General features: G+C 35.5%; 26 protein-coding genes. All 26 read right to left on the minus strand.

The window, feature by feature from the left end; all coding sequences use genetic code 11:
- Positions 1-9: 9 nt before the first annotated feature.
- Positions 10-864 carry a phage tail domain-containing protein gene (locus JVU85_RS12690; protein ID WP_204172674.1) on the minus strand — a complete coding sequence of 285 codons (855 nt, stop codon included), beginning with the start codon at positions 862-864 and terminating at the stop codon, positions 10-12.
- A gap of 1 nt (position 865) precedes the next feature.
- On the minus strand, positions 866-5476 hold the full coding sequence (locus JVU85_RS12695) for a tape measure protein (protein ID WP_204172676.1): 4611 nt from the start codon (positions 5474-5476) through the stop codon (positions 866-868).
- Positions 5477-5504: 28 nt separating this feature from the next.
- Positions 5505-5645: a phage tail assembly chaperone GT gene (gene gpGT / locus JVU85_RS12700; RefSeq protein WP_165621421.1), complete on the minus strand. Its 141-nt coding sequence runs from the start codon at positions 5643-5645 to the stop codon at positions 5505-5507.
- Between the two features lie 44 nt (positions 5646-5689).
- On the minus strand, positions 5690-6052 hold the full coding sequence (gene gpG / locus JVU85_RS12705) for a phage tail assembly chaperone G (RefSeq protein ID WP_204172678.1): 363 nt from the start codon (positions 6050-6052) through the stop codon (positions 5690-5692).
- Between the two features lie 69 nt (positions 6053-6121).
- The gene (locus JVU85_RS14065; RefSeq protein ID WP_275427744.1) at positions 6122-6253 is read right to left on the minus strand and encodes a hypothetical protein; all 132 of its coding nucleotides are present in this window, start codon (positions 6251-6253) and stop codon (positions 6122-6124) included.
- A gap of 95 nt (positions 6254-6348) precedes the next feature.
- The gene (locus JVU85_RS12710) at positions 6349-6534 is read right to left on the minus strand and encodes a hypothetical protein (RefSeq protein ID WP_108909455.1); all 186 of its coding nucleotides are present in this window, start codon (positions 6532-6534) and stop codon (positions 6349-6351) included.
- Positions 6535-6552: 18 nt separating this feature from the next.
- Positions 6553-7182, minus strand: coding sequence for a major tail protein (locus JVU85_RS12715; protein WP_204172680.1), 630 nt, complete (start codon positions 7180-7182; stop codon positions 6553-6555).
- 12 nt (positions 7183-7194) lie between these two features.
- Positions 7195-7599: a hypothetical protein gene (locus JVU85_RS12720; protein ID WP_204172683.1), complete on the minus strand. Its 405-nt coding sequence runs from the start codon at positions 7597-7599 to the stop codon at positions 7195-7197.
- A gap of 4 nt (positions 7600-7603) precedes the next feature.
- Entirely contained in the window at positions 7604-8008 is a 405-nt protein-coding gene (locus JVU85_RS12725; protein WP_069794760.1) for an HK97-gp10 family putative phage morphogenesis protein, read from the minus strand.
- Entirely contained in the window at positions 8005-8334 is a 330-nt protein-coding gene (locus tag JVU85_RS12730) for a hypothetical protein (RefSeq protein ID WP_204172685.1), read from the minus strand. The genes JVU85_RS12725 and JVU85_RS12730 overlap by 4 nt, the downstream gene beginning before the upstream one ends.
- Positions 8324-8665, minus strand: coding sequence for a head-tail connector protein (locus tag JVU85_RS12735; RefSeq protein ID WP_204172687.1), 342 nt, complete (start codon positions 8663-8665; stop codon positions 8324-8326). Before JVU85_RS12735 ends, JVU85_RS12730 begins: the two co-directional genes overlap by 11 nt.
- Positions 8666-8683: 18 nt before the next feature.
- Positions 8684-10042 carry a phage major capsid protein gene (locus tag JVU85_RS12740; RefSeq protein ID WP_204172689.1) on the minus strand — a complete coding sequence of 453 codons (1359 nt, stop codon included), beginning with the start codon at positions 10040-10042 and terminating at the stop codon, positions 8684-8686.
- A 40-nt stretch (positions 10043-10082) separates the two neighbouring features.
- Positions 10083-10646 carry an HK97 family phage prohead protease gene (locus JVU85_RS12745; protein ID WP_204172691.1) on the minus strand — a complete coding sequence of 188 codons (564 nt, stop codon included), beginning with the start codon at positions 10644-10646 and terminating at the stop codon, positions 10083-10085.
- On the minus strand, positions 10633-11868 hold the full coding sequence (locus tag JVU85_RS12750; RefSeq protein WP_204172692.1) for a phage portal protein: 1236 nt from the start codon (positions 11866-11868) through the stop codon (positions 10633-10635). Before JVU85_RS12750 ends, JVU85_RS12745 begins: the two co-directional genes overlap by 14 nt.
- Before the next feature lie 2 nt (positions 11869-11870).
- Entirely contained in the window at positions 11871-12062 is a 192-nt protein-coding gene (locus JVU85_RS12755) for a hypothetical protein (RefSeq protein WP_204172693.1), read from the minus strand.
- Positions 12063-12073: 11 nt separating this feature from the next.
- Positions 12074-13825, minus strand: coding sequence for a terminase large subunit (locus JVU85_RS12760; RefSeq protein ID WP_204172694.1), 1752 nt, complete (start codon positions 13823-13825; stop codon positions 12074-12076).
- A complete protein-coding gene (locus tag JVU85_RS12765; RefSeq protein ID WP_204172695.1) occupies positions 13818-14303 on the minus strand; it encodes a phage terminase small subunit P27 family in 486 nt (161 codons plus the stop codon). The genes JVU85_RS12760 and JVU85_RS12765 overlap by 8 nt, the downstream gene beginning before the upstream one ends.
- A 148-nt stretch (positions 14304-14451) precedes the next feature.
- On the minus strand, positions 14452-14802 hold the full coding sequence (locus JVU85_RS12770) for an HNH endonuclease (RefSeq protein ID WP_204172696.1): 351 nt from the start codon (positions 14800-14802) through the stop codon (positions 14452-14454).
- A 669-nt stretch (positions 14803-15471) separates the two neighbouring features.
- Positions 15472-15885 carry a hypothetical protein gene (locus tag JVU85_RS12775; RefSeq protein WP_204172697.1) on the minus strand — a complete coding sequence of 138 codons (414 nt, stop codon included), beginning with the start codon at positions 15883-15885 and terminating at the stop codon, positions 15472-15474.
- 13 nt (positions 15886-15898) lie between these two features.
- Positions 15899-16072 carry a hypothetical protein gene (locus JVU85_RS12780; RefSeq protein WP_204172698.1) on the minus strand — a complete coding sequence of 58 codons (174 nt, stop codon included), beginning with the start codon at positions 16070-16072 and terminating at the stop codon, positions 15899-15901.
- Positions 16072-16272 (minus strand): hypothetical protein, encoded by a 201-nt coding sequence (locus JVU85_RS12785; protein WP_204172700.1) that lies wholly within the window; start codon positions 16270-16272, stop codon positions 16072-16074. The genes JVU85_RS12780 and JVU85_RS12785 overlap by 1 nt, the downstream gene beginning before the upstream one ends.
- Positions 16269-16634, minus strand: coding sequence for a transcriptional activator RinB (gene rinB / locus JVU85_RS13995; RefSeq protein WP_239441220.1), 366 nt, complete (start codon positions 16632-16634; stop codon positions 16269-16271). Before rinB ends, JVU85_RS12785 begins: the two co-directional genes overlap by 4 nt.
- A complete protein-coding gene (locus JVU85_RS12795; RefSeq protein WP_204172701.1) occupies positions 16635-16865 on the minus strand; it encodes a hypothetical protein in 231 nt (76 codons plus the stop codon). It abuts the gene before it with no gap.
- A gap of 1 nt (position 16866) precedes the next feature.
- Positions 16867-17097, minus strand: coding sequence for a DUF1381 domain-containing protein (locus tag JVU85_RS14140; protein ID WP_204172702.1), 231 nt, complete (start codon positions 17095-17097; stop codon positions 16867-16869).
- Positions 17098-17147: 50 nt separating this feature from the next.
- Positions 17148-17693: a dUTPase gene (locus tag JVU85_RS12805; protein ID WP_204172703.1), complete on the minus strand. Its 546-nt coding sequence runs from the start codon at positions 17691-17693 to the stop codon at positions 17148-17150.
- Positions 17686-17985 (minus strand): hypothetical protein, encoded by a 300-nt coding sequence (locus tag JVU85_RS12810; protein WP_204172704.1) that lies wholly within the window; start codon positions 17983-17985, stop codon positions 17686-17688. Before JVU85_RS12810 ends, JVU85_RS12805 begins: the two co-directional genes overlap by 8 nt.
- Position 17986 lies beyond the last annotated feature (1 nt).

The raw sequence follows: 17986 nt of genomic DNA on the forward strand, positions 1-17986 counted from the left end.
TATCTTCACCTACCTATATATGAACGGGAATATCCATTGAGTTTTAACTTCTTTTATATTCTCGCCTGTAATTTCTATATCATTGAATCCTTTTGCCAATGTGAGCCATTGCCAGTTTGTATCAATACCTACACGTTTATTATTAATGAAAGGATGAACTCCGTTTATAACCAGTTGTTGATTTTTCTTGATACTTTTTTTATATTCAAATACATCTGTTTCAGTTCCGTCTTTTAATTTTTTACTCGTTGTTTTGTTCTTGATTTTAAATCCTTTAGGTGCATCAATATTAACTAGTAATTTAAATTGATGTCTTAATAATGGGTTGATTGTATCTGATGAACCATTATAAATTTTAAAAGCTGTTGTATCGTGTGTGTATTTAATTTCATCATCTGATAAAACGCCAGCTTCAAATTGCCAATCTCCACTAGATAAACTGAATTGACTTGTGTCTTTTAATGATTCTGAATAACCTTTGAATACAACGAAAGTTACTTTAAAAGTAGCAAATGAATTAGTTAAATTTTCATTATCATTGCTATCGCAATACACTGCGTATTTTTTACCAGGTGCATCACTGTGCCACACATAATATGGTTCACGTTGGTATAAAATGTTTCTTATTTTCTGTTTATACAGTTTCAAATCTCTAGTATCTAACCCTTTAAATGAAAAGTTTAAAACTAAATTAAAAGGCCCGAACGTAGTCGGACCCATAAGTACTCCATCAGTACCATTGATTTCAGTTGTGTTTGCATTAACTTCCACATCTTCTTCTATATGATCTAAAAACAATAAATTAGGTGTATCAGTCAATTTAACATCAAAATTATCATTAAATAACCTTACTTCTTTTTTCAAATTAGAAAGCACCTCCCATGTTGTATGCCATCATTTGCGCTCGTTTACCTTGTGCCTTACTCATATCTTGCTCGCTCACACCTGTAGGCTTCTGCTCTAAACGTTGATTACTAGCTACAAGTTGCGTTAGCAATTCAACTTGTCTTTGCGTAGCTTCTAACTGTCTAGCCATAACATTCATCATTTCATTGTCATTAGTATTGGTAGTAGAAGGCGTACGCATTTGATTAGGGCGTTTGTTTTTCTTATTACCTTCTATTCTTTGAGTAGCAATAGCAAGTAGTTTCATAGCATCTGATTGTCTACTTGGGTCTGTAGGTATTACAAACTCTGGATGACCACCTTCAGCTAAATTATATAAACCAGATGAATTGATTAATCCACCTGTTGCATATCCATGACCTTTACCAACTACGCCCAGTCCACCATTACCATATTTTCTATGTGCATATCTGATACCAGCTAATAAGTTATCCAAACCGTTCATGATGTTTCCATGGCCCTTAAATTTATTAGCGTTGAATGTACCCGGTTTTACTTGTACTAAACCTTGCGCTCTACCATCTGCAAGTCCGTCAGTACCACCCATAGCTTTAGCGTTTCCGCCTGATTCTGTTTCTATTTGTTTAAGCCATGCGTTTACATATTTAGATGATGTTGGTAAACCGTTCATTTTTAAGGCTTTTTTAACAGTGCCTTTCCATTTACCATTACCACCACCACCGTCATTTTTCTTCAGCCATTTTAAAGGGTCAATTGGAACGCCATTTTTTTGTACCTCAAAGTGTAAGTGAGGTCCTGATGAACGACCAGAGTTACCAGATACACCTAAATAGTCACCTGGTTTTACGTTTTTACTTCCACTGAAAGCGTGTTTGCTCATATGACCATAAATAACTTTAGTTGCACCTTTAACAATGTCAACCATGTTACCAAAGCCACCATTCCAACCTTTGCGAGCAGTGGCTTTACCATTTAGAACTGAATATAATTTGTCATATCTATATCCAAGATCTACACCCATATGCGGTCCTGCAAATGGATAGCCTGGAGCTCTACCATGTGGACTGAACGGGAAGTTGATACCTTTTGAAAGGTCTATATATCCCCCGTCACCTTCTGCTGAATCTTCAAACCATGAAGTAAATGTATCTATAGCAGCTTTTTTAAGTTTGCCGTACATACCTTTCATCATGTTATAAGGTAGCTCTGCTGCTTTTTTAATTCCAAAGCCGTCTAAGTCTAATCCTACACCTTCAAGAACTTTGTCGAGTAATTTACCTGGTTTGTCTATCCAGTCCATTACATCGCCAATTTTATCTTCCATCCATTTCTTACCTTTGGCTGCAGTTTCCAGTGTTTTATTAACCACTGCTTTACCACTGTCTACAACTTTACCAGTAGCAACTTTTGTGCCTGCCTTTATACCAGTAGCTACGTCGCCAAAGAAGTTATCCCCTTTCTTTTTCTTCTTAGGCTTTTTGTTAGATAAAGTACCATTAGCAAATTTAGGAAATCCACTTAACATAGAATGCGTCTGCATACCATTCATAACAGATGAACCTTTAGGTAGGAACGCTGTTGTATCTTTATTAGGTGTAAGTGCCATTTTACCGTTTGGATAACGAATAGCTTCGTGTCTGAAACCATTAGGACCATTCCCACGTCCTTTATCACCAACAGTGGCAAATGTATCACGTGCAATCTTACCGTTCTTAACTACATTTGTAGTCGTATTAGTGTGTTCTGTACCAGTGTGGAGTTTGATTTTAGGAAGTTTATCCATACCAAGTTTTCCGCCAACCCAGTTCACACCATCGATAAGTTTGTTTAATCCACCTTTTACTTTGTCTATCATGCTAGTGAAGAAACCTTTAATATTTCCTGTAACCGACTTGATAGCGTCACCCATTTTGTTCATGACACCAGTTACTTTATTCTTCATTCCAGTAACTAAATTTACTGTACCATTCTTGATACCTTGCCACTTTTTAGACATGAAACCGCCGACTGCATTCATTGTGTTACGTGTTCCTTTAGATAAAGAACCCCAAGCACCTTTTACACCAGACCATAATGCTTTAGCTTTATTTACTGTGCCAGATTTAATACCATTCCATTTGGAACTCATGAAATTGCCTACTGCCTTGAATGTATTAGTTGTGCCTTTTTTAAGATTGTTCCAAGCACCTTTCACGCCAGACCATAAAGCTTTTGCTCTTGAAACGACAGCGTTTTTAATGCTAGTCCACACTTTTAACGCAAAGTTTTTGACTGCGTTGAATATTGCAGTCGTACCTTTTTTAAGCGCATTGAATGTGTTGCGAACACCATTCCAAAGTCCTTTAGCTCGGTTTATAACACTATTTTTAATAGTATTCCAAACTTTAATAGAGAAATTCTTAACAGCATTAAATATAGTTGTTACGGTGTTTTTTATCCCTTTGAATATATTAGCAATACCATTTCTTAAAATTCTAACAATATTTAGTATGCCATTTTTAATCGCATTCCAAACTTTTATAGAGAATGACTTAATAGCGTTGAATATAGTTAGGACAATTCTTTTCACTAAGTTAAAGTTAGATCTAACTTGTGCTACATAAGCTCTAATTATTGCCAAAACGCCATTTTTAAGTAACATCCATATTTTAATAGCTGCAACTTTCATTCCGTTCCATAAAGCAGATAAAACGTTTTTTAATGCTTGTATAGGATGTTGAACAGCAAATTTAATACCGTTCCATATTGTTACAGCGCTTCTTTTAATAGCGTTCCATATAGCAATTGTGGAATTTTTAATGGCATTCCAAATATTAATGATGTAAGGTTTGATAAATCCAAAGATAGATATTGCTGCGTTTTTAATTGCATTCCATGCAGTTATTACAGCATTTCTAAATGTGCTATTCGTTTTCCAAAGATAAACAATAGCACCAACAAGTGCAGTAATCACAGTAATAACTATTCCAACTGGTCCAGTCATAAATCTGATTGCTAATCCTAATCCTCGTGTGGCTAATGCAGCTGCTTTAGTAACACCAGTCCAAATTGTCATTGCTGTTGCTGCAATTTTAGACTTAATAGCCTGTATCGTCTGAGAAGTGGTTAATGTAGTCATTGCAGCTCTATATCCGTTAGCTATACCCCTAGCTGTAGCAGTAACACCATTCCAAATAGCTTGTCCTGCTGCAGCTGTTTTACTTGCAACATTATGACGTATTAAAAATGATATTAACGTAGACATTCCACTAAACATGGTACCTATAGTACTGGTCATTTTACCAAACACTGTTAATACTGGACCCATTGTTACTAAAGTAATACCTAGCCATTTGACTATTCCACCTAATGTCTTTTGAGTGGAACCATCTAAACTTTGCCACCATTTTATGATTGACTGTATACCACTAGCTATTTTAGAAAAGGCGTTACCTAATTGTTCACCAGTATCTTTAGCCCATTCTTGAGCTGCGGGTGATTGAAGTAATTTTTCAAACTCTCTCAAACCGTCTTTAGACTGTTCGAACACACCGCTCAATAGGTTTTCTCCTAATATACCTATATAAGCCTTTGTATTTTGAACCATACCTTTCCACGATTTAGCATAAGAGTTTGCCATACCACCTGCGAAGTCATCCATAACAGTCATGAAATCTTCTGAAGATACTTTACCTTCTGTAACCATTTTTCTAAATTCTTCTTGTGATACACCTAGATGTTTAGACATAGCCATTGCAAATCCTGGCATACCTTCTTCTACCATATTGAGTTCTTCAGTCATTAATTTCCCTTGACCTTGAACGCGGTTGAAAATCATTGCCATATCTCCAACTGGCCTATTCGCACCAACCGCAGCGTCGCCAACTAACTTGATATAATGTTGTAAGTCTTTACCTTCTTTTACGCCTGCTGCCAATGCACCAGCTGCAATATCGGTACCTTCTGCCATTGTGGTCATACCACCTTCAATAGCTTTAGATACTTGGTCAGTGATTGAGCCAACCTCTTTCGTTGAATAGCCTAGTCCTTCTAATTTTGCCTTAGCACTATCTAAACCGACAAGTCTATCGAAACCTAGCTTGGCAGTGATACCTGCCATAGCAGTACCAGCAACTAATGCTGGCTTAGTTATACTACTTGTTAGTGAACGCCCCATGTTTTGAGCTTGATTACCCACACCTTGCATGCTAGTTCCTATACTTCTAAACGAATTACTTAATCGTCCAGCCATAGAAAAGTTTTCTCTATAATACTGATTTAAACGACCGTATTCGTCTTGCATAGCATTAATAGCATTAGCTTGTTTGTTATACTCTGTTTGCAACTTTACCGCTTTAGCACTGTTTGCACCTTGTGATTGTGATACTTGTTTATATTGCTTTTCTAGTTCACCTAAATTTGATGTGCCAACTTTAATAGCTTTGTCGAGATCATTCATTCTTGCTTTATAAGATGATGCACTCTTTTCACCATATTTAAAGTTGTTACTAGATAATTTCAAACTAGAGTTCAAAGACCTAAACTCACGCTTAATACCAGCTAGTGTTTTACTAACTCCCATGTCGCGCATGGATAGGTCAATCTGTAACCCTTTTATTCTTTCTGCCATTACTCCACCTCCTTACTTGTGAGATGTATTACATAAATGCTTGAATCATGCTATCCGTTTTCTTGACGTTTTTCTTATTACTTTCGTCAACTAACTCCATGAAGAAAGCGAAGGGCATATCCAAAATGTCATTAATATCCTTGCCCCCATCTTTCATCATTTGTAGCATGAGTTTCTTCATGTTTTCTTTATGTTCTTTATAAGAGAGAGATTTTAAATTATTCTCGCTAGTTCCTTTTTTCTTTCTTCATCCATTTGTCCTTGTGCGATAAATTCAATTTGTCCTTGTAATTCTTCTACTGCATCTGGTGCATGTAATCTGTCTAATAAGTCGTCTTTTGTGAATTGGTTGTTGTAAATGTCTACGACCATATCTAGCATTTGGTCGATGTTTTCTTGTGCAGAAGTATTTTCATCTGATGCGCCGTCCATTAAATCAGCAGCATCGTATATTTTACGGAATGGAATTTGAGTAGGTGTAATATATGTGTCAAATTTTGCGTTACCTTCTGTATCTGTTACTGCGTTACCTTTTTTGTCGATTTGAGTTAATTTAATAAAGTTACGTTTAGCCATTTATAATTGCTCCTTTAATTTTGTTTTTTATTTGCAAATAAAAAGAGGGCATATAGCCCTCGTTGATGGTTATTCTTCTACTAATTCCCAATCATCTCTGAATGTGAATCCAATAGTATAATCGACATCTTTTGTATCTCTAATGTCTAATATTTCATTTTTCCTTGTATAAATATCAATTGTTTGAGTTCTTTGTTCCAATGCCAAAAGCCTCCCCATTCCGGAAGTTTTATGTCGTGCCCTCTTTTTAAATATGAATATGCTGCTTGAAATTTCATATATTATACACTCCTTTGTTATTCTTCTATTTCTTTAATTAACACCATGCCACGTTTATTATCACTTGTAGTAAGGTCTAATATGCGGTCATGAGTTATCTTTTTGTTTGCTGGTTTAGGATAAGTATCGCCAGCATTATAAACTTTGTTCTTATCTTCTAAATCAATGAATTTGTGTAATACTTCATATTTTTTCTTAGCCATAATCAAACCTCCTGTATGTTATGCGCCTAGTTCTTCTTCTGGTGTACTTGTTCCTTCGTCTGAATTACTACTTTCTGCAGATTCACCAAAGATAGCTTCCCAAATAGCGTCTTTCATAACTGATGTTCCTTTGGCATCATGCCCCATTAACATAGCTTTTTCTTCTTCAAATCCTTTAACTGGTGCTTGCATGAATTCTGCAGTAGTAGAGTCTGAACTGAATTCAACGCCATCTTCTTTAGTGTTACCTTCAACCTCTGGGAATGTGAATAATCCTTTAGGTAATCCTACATATTCACGAGAACCATCTTCCATAGTTTTAGCAAACATTACGGCCACATATGGAGGTGTGTCGTTACCTACAGACACAATGCCACTTTCTGATTTCTCTAGGCCGAATAAAGCTACTCTATCTTCTAAAGGTAGTTTGTGGAAACCAGCTTCTACTTCGATAGTACCGTTAGCAACTGCCATTTCTGCTACTTGGTTATCACCATATGCTTTTTCAATGTCTTGGTCTTTCGATACTGAAATTTCTTGTAAATATTTAATACGCTCTGGATCTGTAACTTGTTGTACATCTTCACCGTGAACTTTGTAATAAAACTCTGTTAAACCTGTAAATGAACGGTAATTTTTCTCTGCCATATTAAAACACTCCTATAAATTAAAATATTGTTTACCTTCAAACCGTTTAGCTTGTCGGTAGATGTTGAACTCCTTGATATATTCGGGTTTCATGGAAGATGTTTCGCCAAATCCCAATACTTCCCACATCATTCTTTGCAATAAAAAAACGAGCCTATCTGATAGGACTCGTCCGTTTACGCCTTGCTTTTGTTTTACAAATACATCTATTTGATAAAAGTATTCGTAGGTTAAATTATCGTTGTCTGCGAAATCAGAAGGTTTAGGTGTGTCTAATGGATCTATGACAATCACTACATCTTTGATTTCTTGTGCGTTAGGATAATCGAAGAACTTTATATTGTTCTTAGGAACATGTTCCATGATTTCTTTGTTATCTGTAATCGCTTGGTATATCTTCATTGTGATGTCGTCCAATAAGTTACACCCTCCTTCTTATTTCTTCTTTTACTGTTCTGAAATACGTTTCTCTACCTTCACGCATAGCGTTTTCAATAACACCTTTACCAGCTGTATTAACCCACTTACCTGCACGGTCAAAGTGACCATATTCATTTAAGTGGATAATCCTATAACGCTGTTTAGGTCCACGCCAATGAATCTTCACTGTACGTACACCGTTTATCGTCATAGGCTTAGATACTGTAGTTTCTTCTACAGATTCTCCAGTATCTTTAAATGACTTCATGTTGTTTTTGATTATTTGAACAACCTTTTGCCCACCTTTAGTTAGTGCAAAGTCTGTTATGCGCTTTGTGGCAGATTTACCATATTTCTTTTCTAAGTACGCGATTATTTCTTTATCACCTTTAACAGTTACTGTCATTGTTCTTCACCCACCACTTTGACGTAGTTAGGAGACTTAGCAGGTGCCACATTTTTGACATTAAAAAACAACCCTGCATACATACCGTTTTGTATTTCAAATGTTTGATTTACATTAGGTATAAATTGAGGTTGAGCATTTCTAATATTTAATGTGACCGACCTTTTACTAAGTTCTAAGTTGCCTAACTGAACATCTTTTTGTGTAGGTTCATACAATCCAGCAAAACAACTATATAATTCGTTTCGTTCGTTCATACCAGCTTCTGGACCGTCATTAGTGTTCTCGTAAAACGTAATTCTGTAATCTAATTGGTTAAGATTCATCGGCTATCACCTCGATGTTATCTCTACGCCATTTAGCCAGGTCGCTACGCAATGTTTGTATTAACTTCATCGAAGAAGCTGGTACATCGAAACTTTGTTCATTTGAAGTGATTGAACGATTGTCATTATGATGAGCAATAATGTTCAACACTGCTAAATTAAACGTTGGATTATCCTTATAAAAAGGTTCATCCTCACTATTTAATGAAACAGCAGTTTTCACTTCATTAATTGCTCCGGGCAAATATACATGCATGATTAAATCATCATCGAAATCATGGTCTACACGTATTGCCCGCTTGATTGATTCAACGTTGTCTATTTTAAACATTGAAGTCACCTACTTTGCTTATGCTCCTAAATCTCCGCTAGGTTCTGCTACATCTTCAAATGTTACGAAGAAACCAGCATTTTTATCAGCTTGTTTTACATCGAAACGGAAAGCACCCATCAAGTATTTACCGTAGATTTCGTTTTCAATCCATTGCACTGACACGTCTGTACGGTCTGCGAATAGAACACCACGTTTTACATCACCAATGAAAGCTTTAGCATCACCGTTAGCACCTAATAGGTCGTCACGAACTACTGTTACGTTCATACCTAATACAGTGTTACCTGCAGTGTTGATAATGCTATCTTGTAATAAATAACGACCGTTACCATCTTTCAAGGTATCTAGCTTTTGGTAGAAACTTTGTGTACAGATGATTTGACGGTCGTAACCTGGATCTAATTTAACGTTGATGATTGCTTTTAAGTCATCCACATCAGAGATTGAAGATGGATTGAATGATTTTAGTACTTCCCCAATACGTTCGTTTAAAGTATTGATTTTTTGTTCATTAATGTTTTCAGACACAATAGCAGTTAAGTTAGCAACTGAATCGTCTAATGCTTCTTGTGAAATTGGAATAGATCCACGATAAGTGTCTACTTCCCAAGCAATCGTTTCGAATTCTGGACGAGCTAACTCTGGGTTTTTCTCTAATTCAGCAACAGTGTTGAATTTAGCGTTAGCACGTTTTAAGATTGGGTACTTACCACTTGCAGTTGATACTGATGTTTTTTGTACCAACTCTGATAAATCTTGTACTGTGTTTACTTCTTTTTCAGGAATATATTTAATATCCTCTGGGATAGTTACGCCAACATCGTCTGATTTAACGTTGTCACGTTTAGCCCCTTTTGATTTCATGTATTGTTCGAAACCTAAGATTTCTTCGTTTGTTTCTGGATTTTGAATTAATTTCGCCATAGAACGTTTCGCTCCTTCTTTTTTCTTTTTGTCTTTTTCTTCTTCTAATTCTTCTTCAGTAGGTTCTTCTACTTTCTCGATAGCAGGCGCTTCTGGTTTTTCTTCAGATTCAGTTGGGCCATCTGATTTCGGTCTATCGTCAGGTTTTTCTTCGTCTGACGGTTTCTCCTCTTTGTCGTCAGATGGTTTACTTTCTGACCCTTCTCCAGTGTTACCACCTTCGTTATCTTCCGCTTCTGCACCTTCGTTTGTAGATGGTGTTTCTTCTAGCTTAGGTGCTGACGCTTCAATTTCTTGTGAAAGCTGTTCGAGTTCTTCAAACTCTTTTTTCTTTGCATCAATATCAGCTTTATAATTACGTGCAGTTTCAAGGTCGCCCTTTTCGACTGCTTCTTGCGCTTGAGAAATCAAACTAGCGATTTCTTTTTTGCGCTCGTCTAAATTAGCCATGTGTATGCCTCCTTGTTAAATTTAGGTATAAAAAATAGCCTTACGTTTTAAAACGTAGGCCGTCCAACTCAATCGATATTTTCAATTTTTCTAACTCTTTAGCTTGCGTTAAGTCTTGTGAACGTTGAGCAACCAACACGCCAGTATCTTTATAGGCAGGTGTGGTAACGATGCTTACATCAATTAGCTTTTCAAACTTTTCAACATTCATGACGTAATCTCCATCTTCAACAGTCCAATAAAAACCAGTTGTTTTACCATTATTATCTTTTAAGTACCAAGCGTGAAAACTACATTCATTAACGTTCCCCACGTCAATATTTTCGTATATATCTTTTGCGTAAGATGTTTGTGGCAACCAACATTTAAATTTCAATCCTTTGTTGTCTACAGATAGTTCAAGAGTTCCAGCTTGTGTCCTACCGATAACATATCTATCTTCGTGATTGATTAAACACTTAACGTCATCTATGTCCACATCGTCTAAAGCATTAGGTAAAACTCTTTCTTTAAAACCACCTAAATCATTGCTCAATGTATTAAAAGTTAAAGCGTAACCTTCAATAACCATATCCTGTGTTGTCTCAACGTTACTGTTCGTCATACTCATCACCCCCTTTAATGGAGTTCTTTTCGACTTCTTTGTCTATCTTAGATTCTTGATAGTTCTGTAAAGTAGAAAGTGGCGCTCTGTTAAGGTCCACAAGCGGTTCTTCACCGTGTTCAATAGGTTGATAACCAAATACACTTCTTGCCTCGTCTGTAGATATAATCCCTTTACTATGCAATTCTGTGATACGTTCCAATTGTAATTCTGGGTCAATATCAATAAGGCGTGATGAATCAAACTCTAATTCATAACCAGAATCAATAAACTTAAATATCTTGGTTTCAAGTTCAGCAATCATCATTTTGAATATTGGATCTAATGTGCTTTGCAAATACTCAAGGTTTGCTTGTGTGATAGATGTATTGACTGTTTCAATACCTAATTTAGATACTGGCAGACCAAACGCTTTAGCAACTTGTGAAGTGCTGAACTTATAACTGTTTAAGAAGTTCAAAACTTCAACTGGTATTTGCAATCGTTTAAAGTCCATCGTGTCGTCAATAGCAACTAAACCACCATTGTTTTTCAACTGACTTTCTGCAAAGTTTTGTTTCAGATCTCTCAATTGTTCTGCGTTAATTTGTCCTTTTTTGTATTGCAACACAGATGTTGAAGTACCACCATTGTCAAAGAAGTTACGCAAGAAACTCTTTGAGCCTTGTGATATACCAATCTCATGTGCTAGTGCATACAAAGGACTGTAGCCAACATATCCATCTAGAGTGATATATCTAAAGTGCAATATATCTTCACTGGTTATCTTAGCTGAATTACCTTCCACATCTTCACTAACGTTATAAACAAGCTCTCCGTCTTTTTCCTCTATTCCTACTAAATCGTTATGTAAGAAGTGGAAGCCGACTGGAAAATCATTTTTATCACGTATAATTTCAACAAAAGATTGGCCGTTAAGTAACATATTCGCAATGATTATGAATTTGAAATGCCAACCCGGTAAATCAGAATGTGGATTGTTATTGAATAGATTTAACACATCATTCATTACCGTATTTGTTTCGTGGCCTTTAACCTTTAACTTGGTACTAGCAATATCCGCAGATATAATACGTGTCGCAGTGAACACATCACTGTTTTTTAACGCGTTTATACCAACATAACTTGCATGTGTACCATGTTCTTGCCAATACAACAATCGTTCTAAATCTCTGTTCATTTTTTCTTGTTTACTTGTAAATCCTAAATCAAGTAATGGCATCTTTAATTGTCACCCCCTTTACTGTTCGAGGTATTGTCGTACGCTTGGTTTAAAACACCTGAGAGGCCTATGAGCAGCAATCCACCAATAATATAAGCTAATGGTTCCCAAAGTATAAACAAGCCGTAGAACAGCCCTATTAAGCCCACAACGAACAGTAATATCACCACAAGTGCATATAAGGTTTTCTTCATCGTCACACCTCCTATAAGAACATCGGCATAAATGTTTCTGCGTCCCATTCATGCTCACTTGCTATCACATAAGCAAATATAGTACTCATGAGCGGATCTATTTTATGTCTGTTCATTTTCTTTTCAATCATTATTGAATCATTCACATTCTTAGCAACAGCGTTTTTTACTGCTGTATCTAACAATGGGTTTTTATGATGCTTAATATCTCCATTGATTACGTTTAACCTAAAATCTAAGTTAGGATTAGAAAGTGTTTGCGGTCCTTGTCTTATTTCATACAAGTCGTAATACCATTCTCTACGCTCAATCTCCGCTAACACGCCGTGTATTGAATACGGGTCGTAACAAATGGCTTGTACATCTAAATTGTGTCTATTCACATAATTTTCAATGTAATCTAAGACTTGGTCTGTATTTATAATCCCACTAGACAAGTTTGTGATAGTACAATAGCCATCATTTGCTAACTGATGATAATCTATAAGGTCTCGCTCAATCTTTCCTTGTAACCCTCCTTTAGTGCCCACAAAGGAGTGAGAGGTTATATAGTATTGTTTGTTGGTTTCATCTAGGTGTATAAAGGATATTGCTGTTAAATCATCTGCGCGAGATAAGTCTAAGCCGATATAAACTTTTGAATTATTAATGTCGAAGTCAGTTTCGTTTTTCTTCCAATCATTGAAATCAAGGTAAGATTCTTCACTAGCTTGCATCCAATAATTGAAGTTTTTCACTAACACTCTGAACATTGTATTTTTCTTAGTAGCTTCTGCTACACGCTTTTCAAGAAAATCTTCTATTTGTTCTTTCAATTCATCTGTCTCGTTAATCAATGGGTTAGATTTAGCCCAAGTGGACTTATCTTGCCATTCATCTTCCGAATCCTGTTCGTAGATCACTGCAAAATATTCATCATCCGTATATACTTCTGCTAATATATCTTTTGCATACGGCCATTCATCTGTGTACATTGGCGCGTTAAGATTAAAGCCCGCTGTTGAGATAATAAAAATTAAACTTTGTAATAAGTTCCCTTGACCAGACTGTATAAGTTCTAGCATTTCGTTTGTTTTAGCTGCATGATATTCATCTATTACTGCTAAGAAAGGTTCGAAGCCGTCCACTGCTCCAGTATCACGAGAGAGAGGCATTACATATGAATCATCTTTAGTGTTTTGCAACAACTCGCGCACTTTCTTAACATCCTTTTTCAGTTCTGGTACCTTAGATACAAAATACATCAATTGTTTGGCAACCATATTAAATACAATACTTGCTTGTTTTTTATCATTAGCTGCAGCAAACATTTGTCGTCCTTCTTTAGGTTCTTTATCAAATAGGAAAGCATATAATACCAAACCACTTACCAATAAAGATTTACCAGATTTTCTTGATACAGAGATAAAAGCTTTTCTAAAACGCAACATGTCATTGTCTTTGGTAAACCAACCACGCACGCTAGCGATAATGAATTTTTGGAACAGGCCAAGCTTGTTGATATTGCCTTTAGTATCGGGTAGTGCTTCAACGAATTTAATAACCTTTTTAGCGCGTTTAGGCTTATAGGTATAATTCCATTCATCATTGTTTATTGACCGTTGTATGTCCTTTAAATGACGAATACAAGCCAATCGAGTATCCTTACACGTAACATAAGCTCCAGACAAGACCATGACACAATATTTATAAGCGTCATCTCTGTATTCATTAGGTATATCTAATAATGTTTCATACGCTTTAGGTATTTTTACGCTAGTCATCTTCATCAACACCAAATTCATCGTACACAGATTGTTTAACTTCACTTTCAGTAGGTACAACTAACCTCATACGTGAATCGATTGTCATTCCTAATTGCCCACAAATAGAACGTAACTCTTTCAACGACTCCATATAAGCCATGAAGGCGCCTGTTTTACGATTAGTTTCTGGGTCAACCATACCTTCAATACCATCTTTCGAACTAATTGCGCGATATAAAGTATCGTTTTGATCTACCACTTCGCAATACTTTTTAATAAGCGAGTAATCTAGTTCAGCTATAGGTAATTGTTCGAGTAATGGAACTACTCTCGACCATTCTTTAGCAGCGTTTTCGGTTAAACCGTCGGGTACAGAATCAACATTTATTTTTGTAAACTGATTTAACCCATTTTCAACCTTTTCAGATTGCTCTAATTCTTCTTTAGTTCGATTTCCTAGTTTATTAGCATTTAATTTTGGCTTTCTTCCTGCCATAACAGCACCTCCAGACGTTATATGACTTTGTGAAAAGTTTCATTTTGGGATTTTGGTCGCAAAAAAGGTCGGCTCGTTGTTCGCTCGTCTCAGAAGCGACGGGGTTTTTCTTCGCCCCGCAAAAATATTTTCAAAAATTTTCAAGAAATTATTTGCCGTGAATTTTGTTGTGGCATGAAACACACACTACCTCTAAATTTTCCATATCCAGTCTTTTCGACCAATCCCGTTTCAATTCAATCTTGTGATGGACAATTAAATCTTTGTCGTTCACAACGCCTTCAGCCAAGCAATGTTGGCAAAGATAGTTATCACGTATTAACACCTGTTGACGTAGCTTACGCCACTGTGTGCTATTGTAGAACGCTGTATACTCCTTATTACGTCTATTCTGCCTAACCTCTTGGTTATACCTTTTGGTATTGGCTTTCCTATACCTTTGCAACTCGGTTTGAGTATAGTTCTTGTTACCAAGTCGAACCTTTGGTTGAACAAACAAATGAATCAACTTCTTTCATTTGAATTTTATTTATTTAATTTTGTTTTATTAATTTCAATTTGTAATTTAGTTTTAGAAATAATAAAAGACAAAACGAAATAAGAAATTATAATCTCAAATCATTTTGTCTTTAACTTTAGAAATTGTTTCATCAATCAAATGCAAATTAATCTAATAAAGTTTATGATCAATAAAACAATTCTTTTAATATTCAATTGTAAAGAAACAACAAACAAACTTTATATTCTAATTATGATTTAATGTTTCAATTAATCTTTATGAACTAATGAAACCTTTTTAATATATAAATGAATGTTCATTGTTCTGTCTGTCATACACTCAATGTGTAAGTGATGACCTTAAAGTATGTGACCTAAACTATGTGACCTTAATTAGTATGACCTTTAATCCCCACCTTAATAAGCAGTGTCCTTTAATATGTGTGTCCTTATTGTGTGGGTCATTAAGATTAGGTGCATACAAAAAGACACGCTACAAAAGTAACGTGCCTCATATAATATAGTATTAAGTTTACACACCTACTGAATAATAACTTCACCTCTAAAGCTACCATCCATTTTACCTATGTGTATATTATATAATGTATTGGTATTAAACATCTAACATCGTTCGATGTGTTCGATTGGTTCGATGTGTTCGATTCGTACACTAATCGAAATGTCCTTGCTGTGCATCCATGTATACATTTACTATTTCGTTTAAACAACCATAGAATGTTGACTTACTTTTTATCTCCATTAAATCCATGACAGTCTTATGTTGCGTACCTAACTTAATCATCTGTAGTATGTGATAATTCATCTCGTTAGTTATGTACTCCTCATACTTATCAATGAACTCAATCTTCTCTATTAGTTTTATATTACGTCTCCGTGCTTTGTTTCTATTCATAACCTTTAGCAGCACCTTATCTCCTGATTGTCCTTTAGCTTTAGGCATAACAGATTCAATACCATACTGTGCAACTGACGTACTATCTACATCATAAACTTGTGATGCTACAACATTGTTCATCCATTTATAATTGTCTATCATTTCTCTTACTTCTTCTCGTGTATACATGCACTACCTCCAGTTATCCTTTAAATCTTTCCCACTCATCTAACGCTTTCTTAACATCCTCATCACTACTTGCCATGTATATAATTGTGTAGTTCAACTGTGCTATCTTCTCACTCTTTTGCGCATTAGATATTAACGTCAATATTGTAATCAATCCCAATATAATACTTACTGCTATCCAGAACATTACTCGTCCTCCTTAATAGACACATTTATAATCTTTCTAGGTAAGCTCACGTTATCTGGATGACTGTTGAACACTTCTTGTGCTTTTGTCTTAGCTTCTTCTTCATCTCTAGCATCTACCACTGTGTAAGGGTGATACATTAAAGGGATAACCCCTTGATACAAATACGGTACTTCGAATTGTACTTTATACTTAGTCATTCACTCACCTCATAATCCATCGGGTACTGATCCACCGCATCGTTCGCTTGTCTGCGTGTAATAATTTCATTCGTAACGTATTTGCTTAGTTCGTATAGGGTAATGATCATTAGTGTTTTGAGTATTCGTTTGCGAATAGTGTCTTTAGGTTGTACTTTTCTGAAGAAACGTTTCAACGTATTGTCTTGCAACCTGAACCCTGTATCTACTATTTCATAATGTAATTCTGCAGAAAAAGTTAAATCTTCAAATTCATATCTTTCCGTTATAGGTTCGTCCAATTTGTTAATTTCAACGATGTCGCCCACTTCATATTCCTTTGGACTGAAATCCATTTTTCTTACACATATATACTTAGTCATTTATCTACTCTCCAATCCTAGAATATCTGTTCTAATCTTCTTAACTTTAAAGCCATAAGTATCAGCTAGCTCTTTAGCGTCTTTGTAAGTATCAAACAATACAGCTCTTTCAGTGTCTAGTGTAGTTGTTACAATCGTTTCCGCATGAGTATCACCATACATTTTTACTACTTCATCAAACATTCTGTGCTCATTGTTAACCACAACGTAATAGTATTTACCTATCTCCAAATTACTCACTGCCCTTTCTATACATACCAGCTTTTAACGCTCTACTAATAGGACCGTTATTAAAACTAGATGGTACTACTTCCAATAATCCTTTAGGTTTCTTAACCTTCTCTTTCGCATCTTCCTTACTCTCTGCATCCACAATAGAGAAAGTTTCATTCTCGCGTGCTTTAATCACTTCTTTAAACTCATGCCCTGTAGAATCGGTAAGTGTGCGTATTAGATATTGCATTGCGTCACTCCTTACCTAATATTATTCGTACACGTTCAACGATGTCTTTATCAGATGTATCCTTTGTCTGTATCTGCTGTTCCATCTTGTCTAGCGTGATTCCTTTCCATTTTCTTTTTATATGCTGTGATTAGTTGGTCGACTGAATAATATGATTTAGCAATATGCAAAGCTCTTAATGCTTGTTGTAACGGTTCTATATCATTTCTCAAAGTTGTGCTTACAATACTCGTTAAATATCTTCTTGTTCCTCTTTCATAACTAAAATCTATAGTTGTATCATTTTTGTTTATAGATTCAGTTGCTATTTCGATTTCTTCTTCCTTAGTCCACGTATCGCTATAACCTAACGTTTGATTTGCAATACTTAACCCAAACGCCAACATATCTGCTAATTCATCTAGCTGCACATCTAAAGGCTTGCCCGGTTTCTTCTTCCAGTTCTTAAACGTTTCTAATGTGTTAAACCATTCAAAGAACTCAACCACATATGCTACTTTGCTATCCTGTAAATTAAGTGTTGGTATTCTACTGTCAAAATCCTTTTGTATTTGTAATAATTCTTTTAACTGATCTACTGTAATTGTGTTAGTCATTTTGTTTGTCCTCCTTGATTTTTACATATCTAACATCTTCAAAATATAAAATATGTTCTACATCTACTAAAAATTCGCTATTATCAAAATTTTCAGGGTAATACAGACTTTGTTCGAGAACTTCTGCTTTATATTCTTTTTCAAATCTTTTTTTAATTTCATCAAACGCCTTCGCTTTGCGATATACCATTTCTAATTCATTAATAATTTGTTGAACTTTTTCTGTAGTTCCCTGTTGTTCATGCACTCTTTTAATACAACTTTCTATTGCTATTTTATTTTCATACGCCATA

Origin of the sequence: Staphylococcus sp. GDY8P72P, assembly GCF_016890655.1 — a bacterium.
Classification (GTDB): Bacteria; Bacillota; Bacilli; order Staphylococcales; family Staphylococcaceae; genus Staphylococcus; species Staphylococcus arlettae.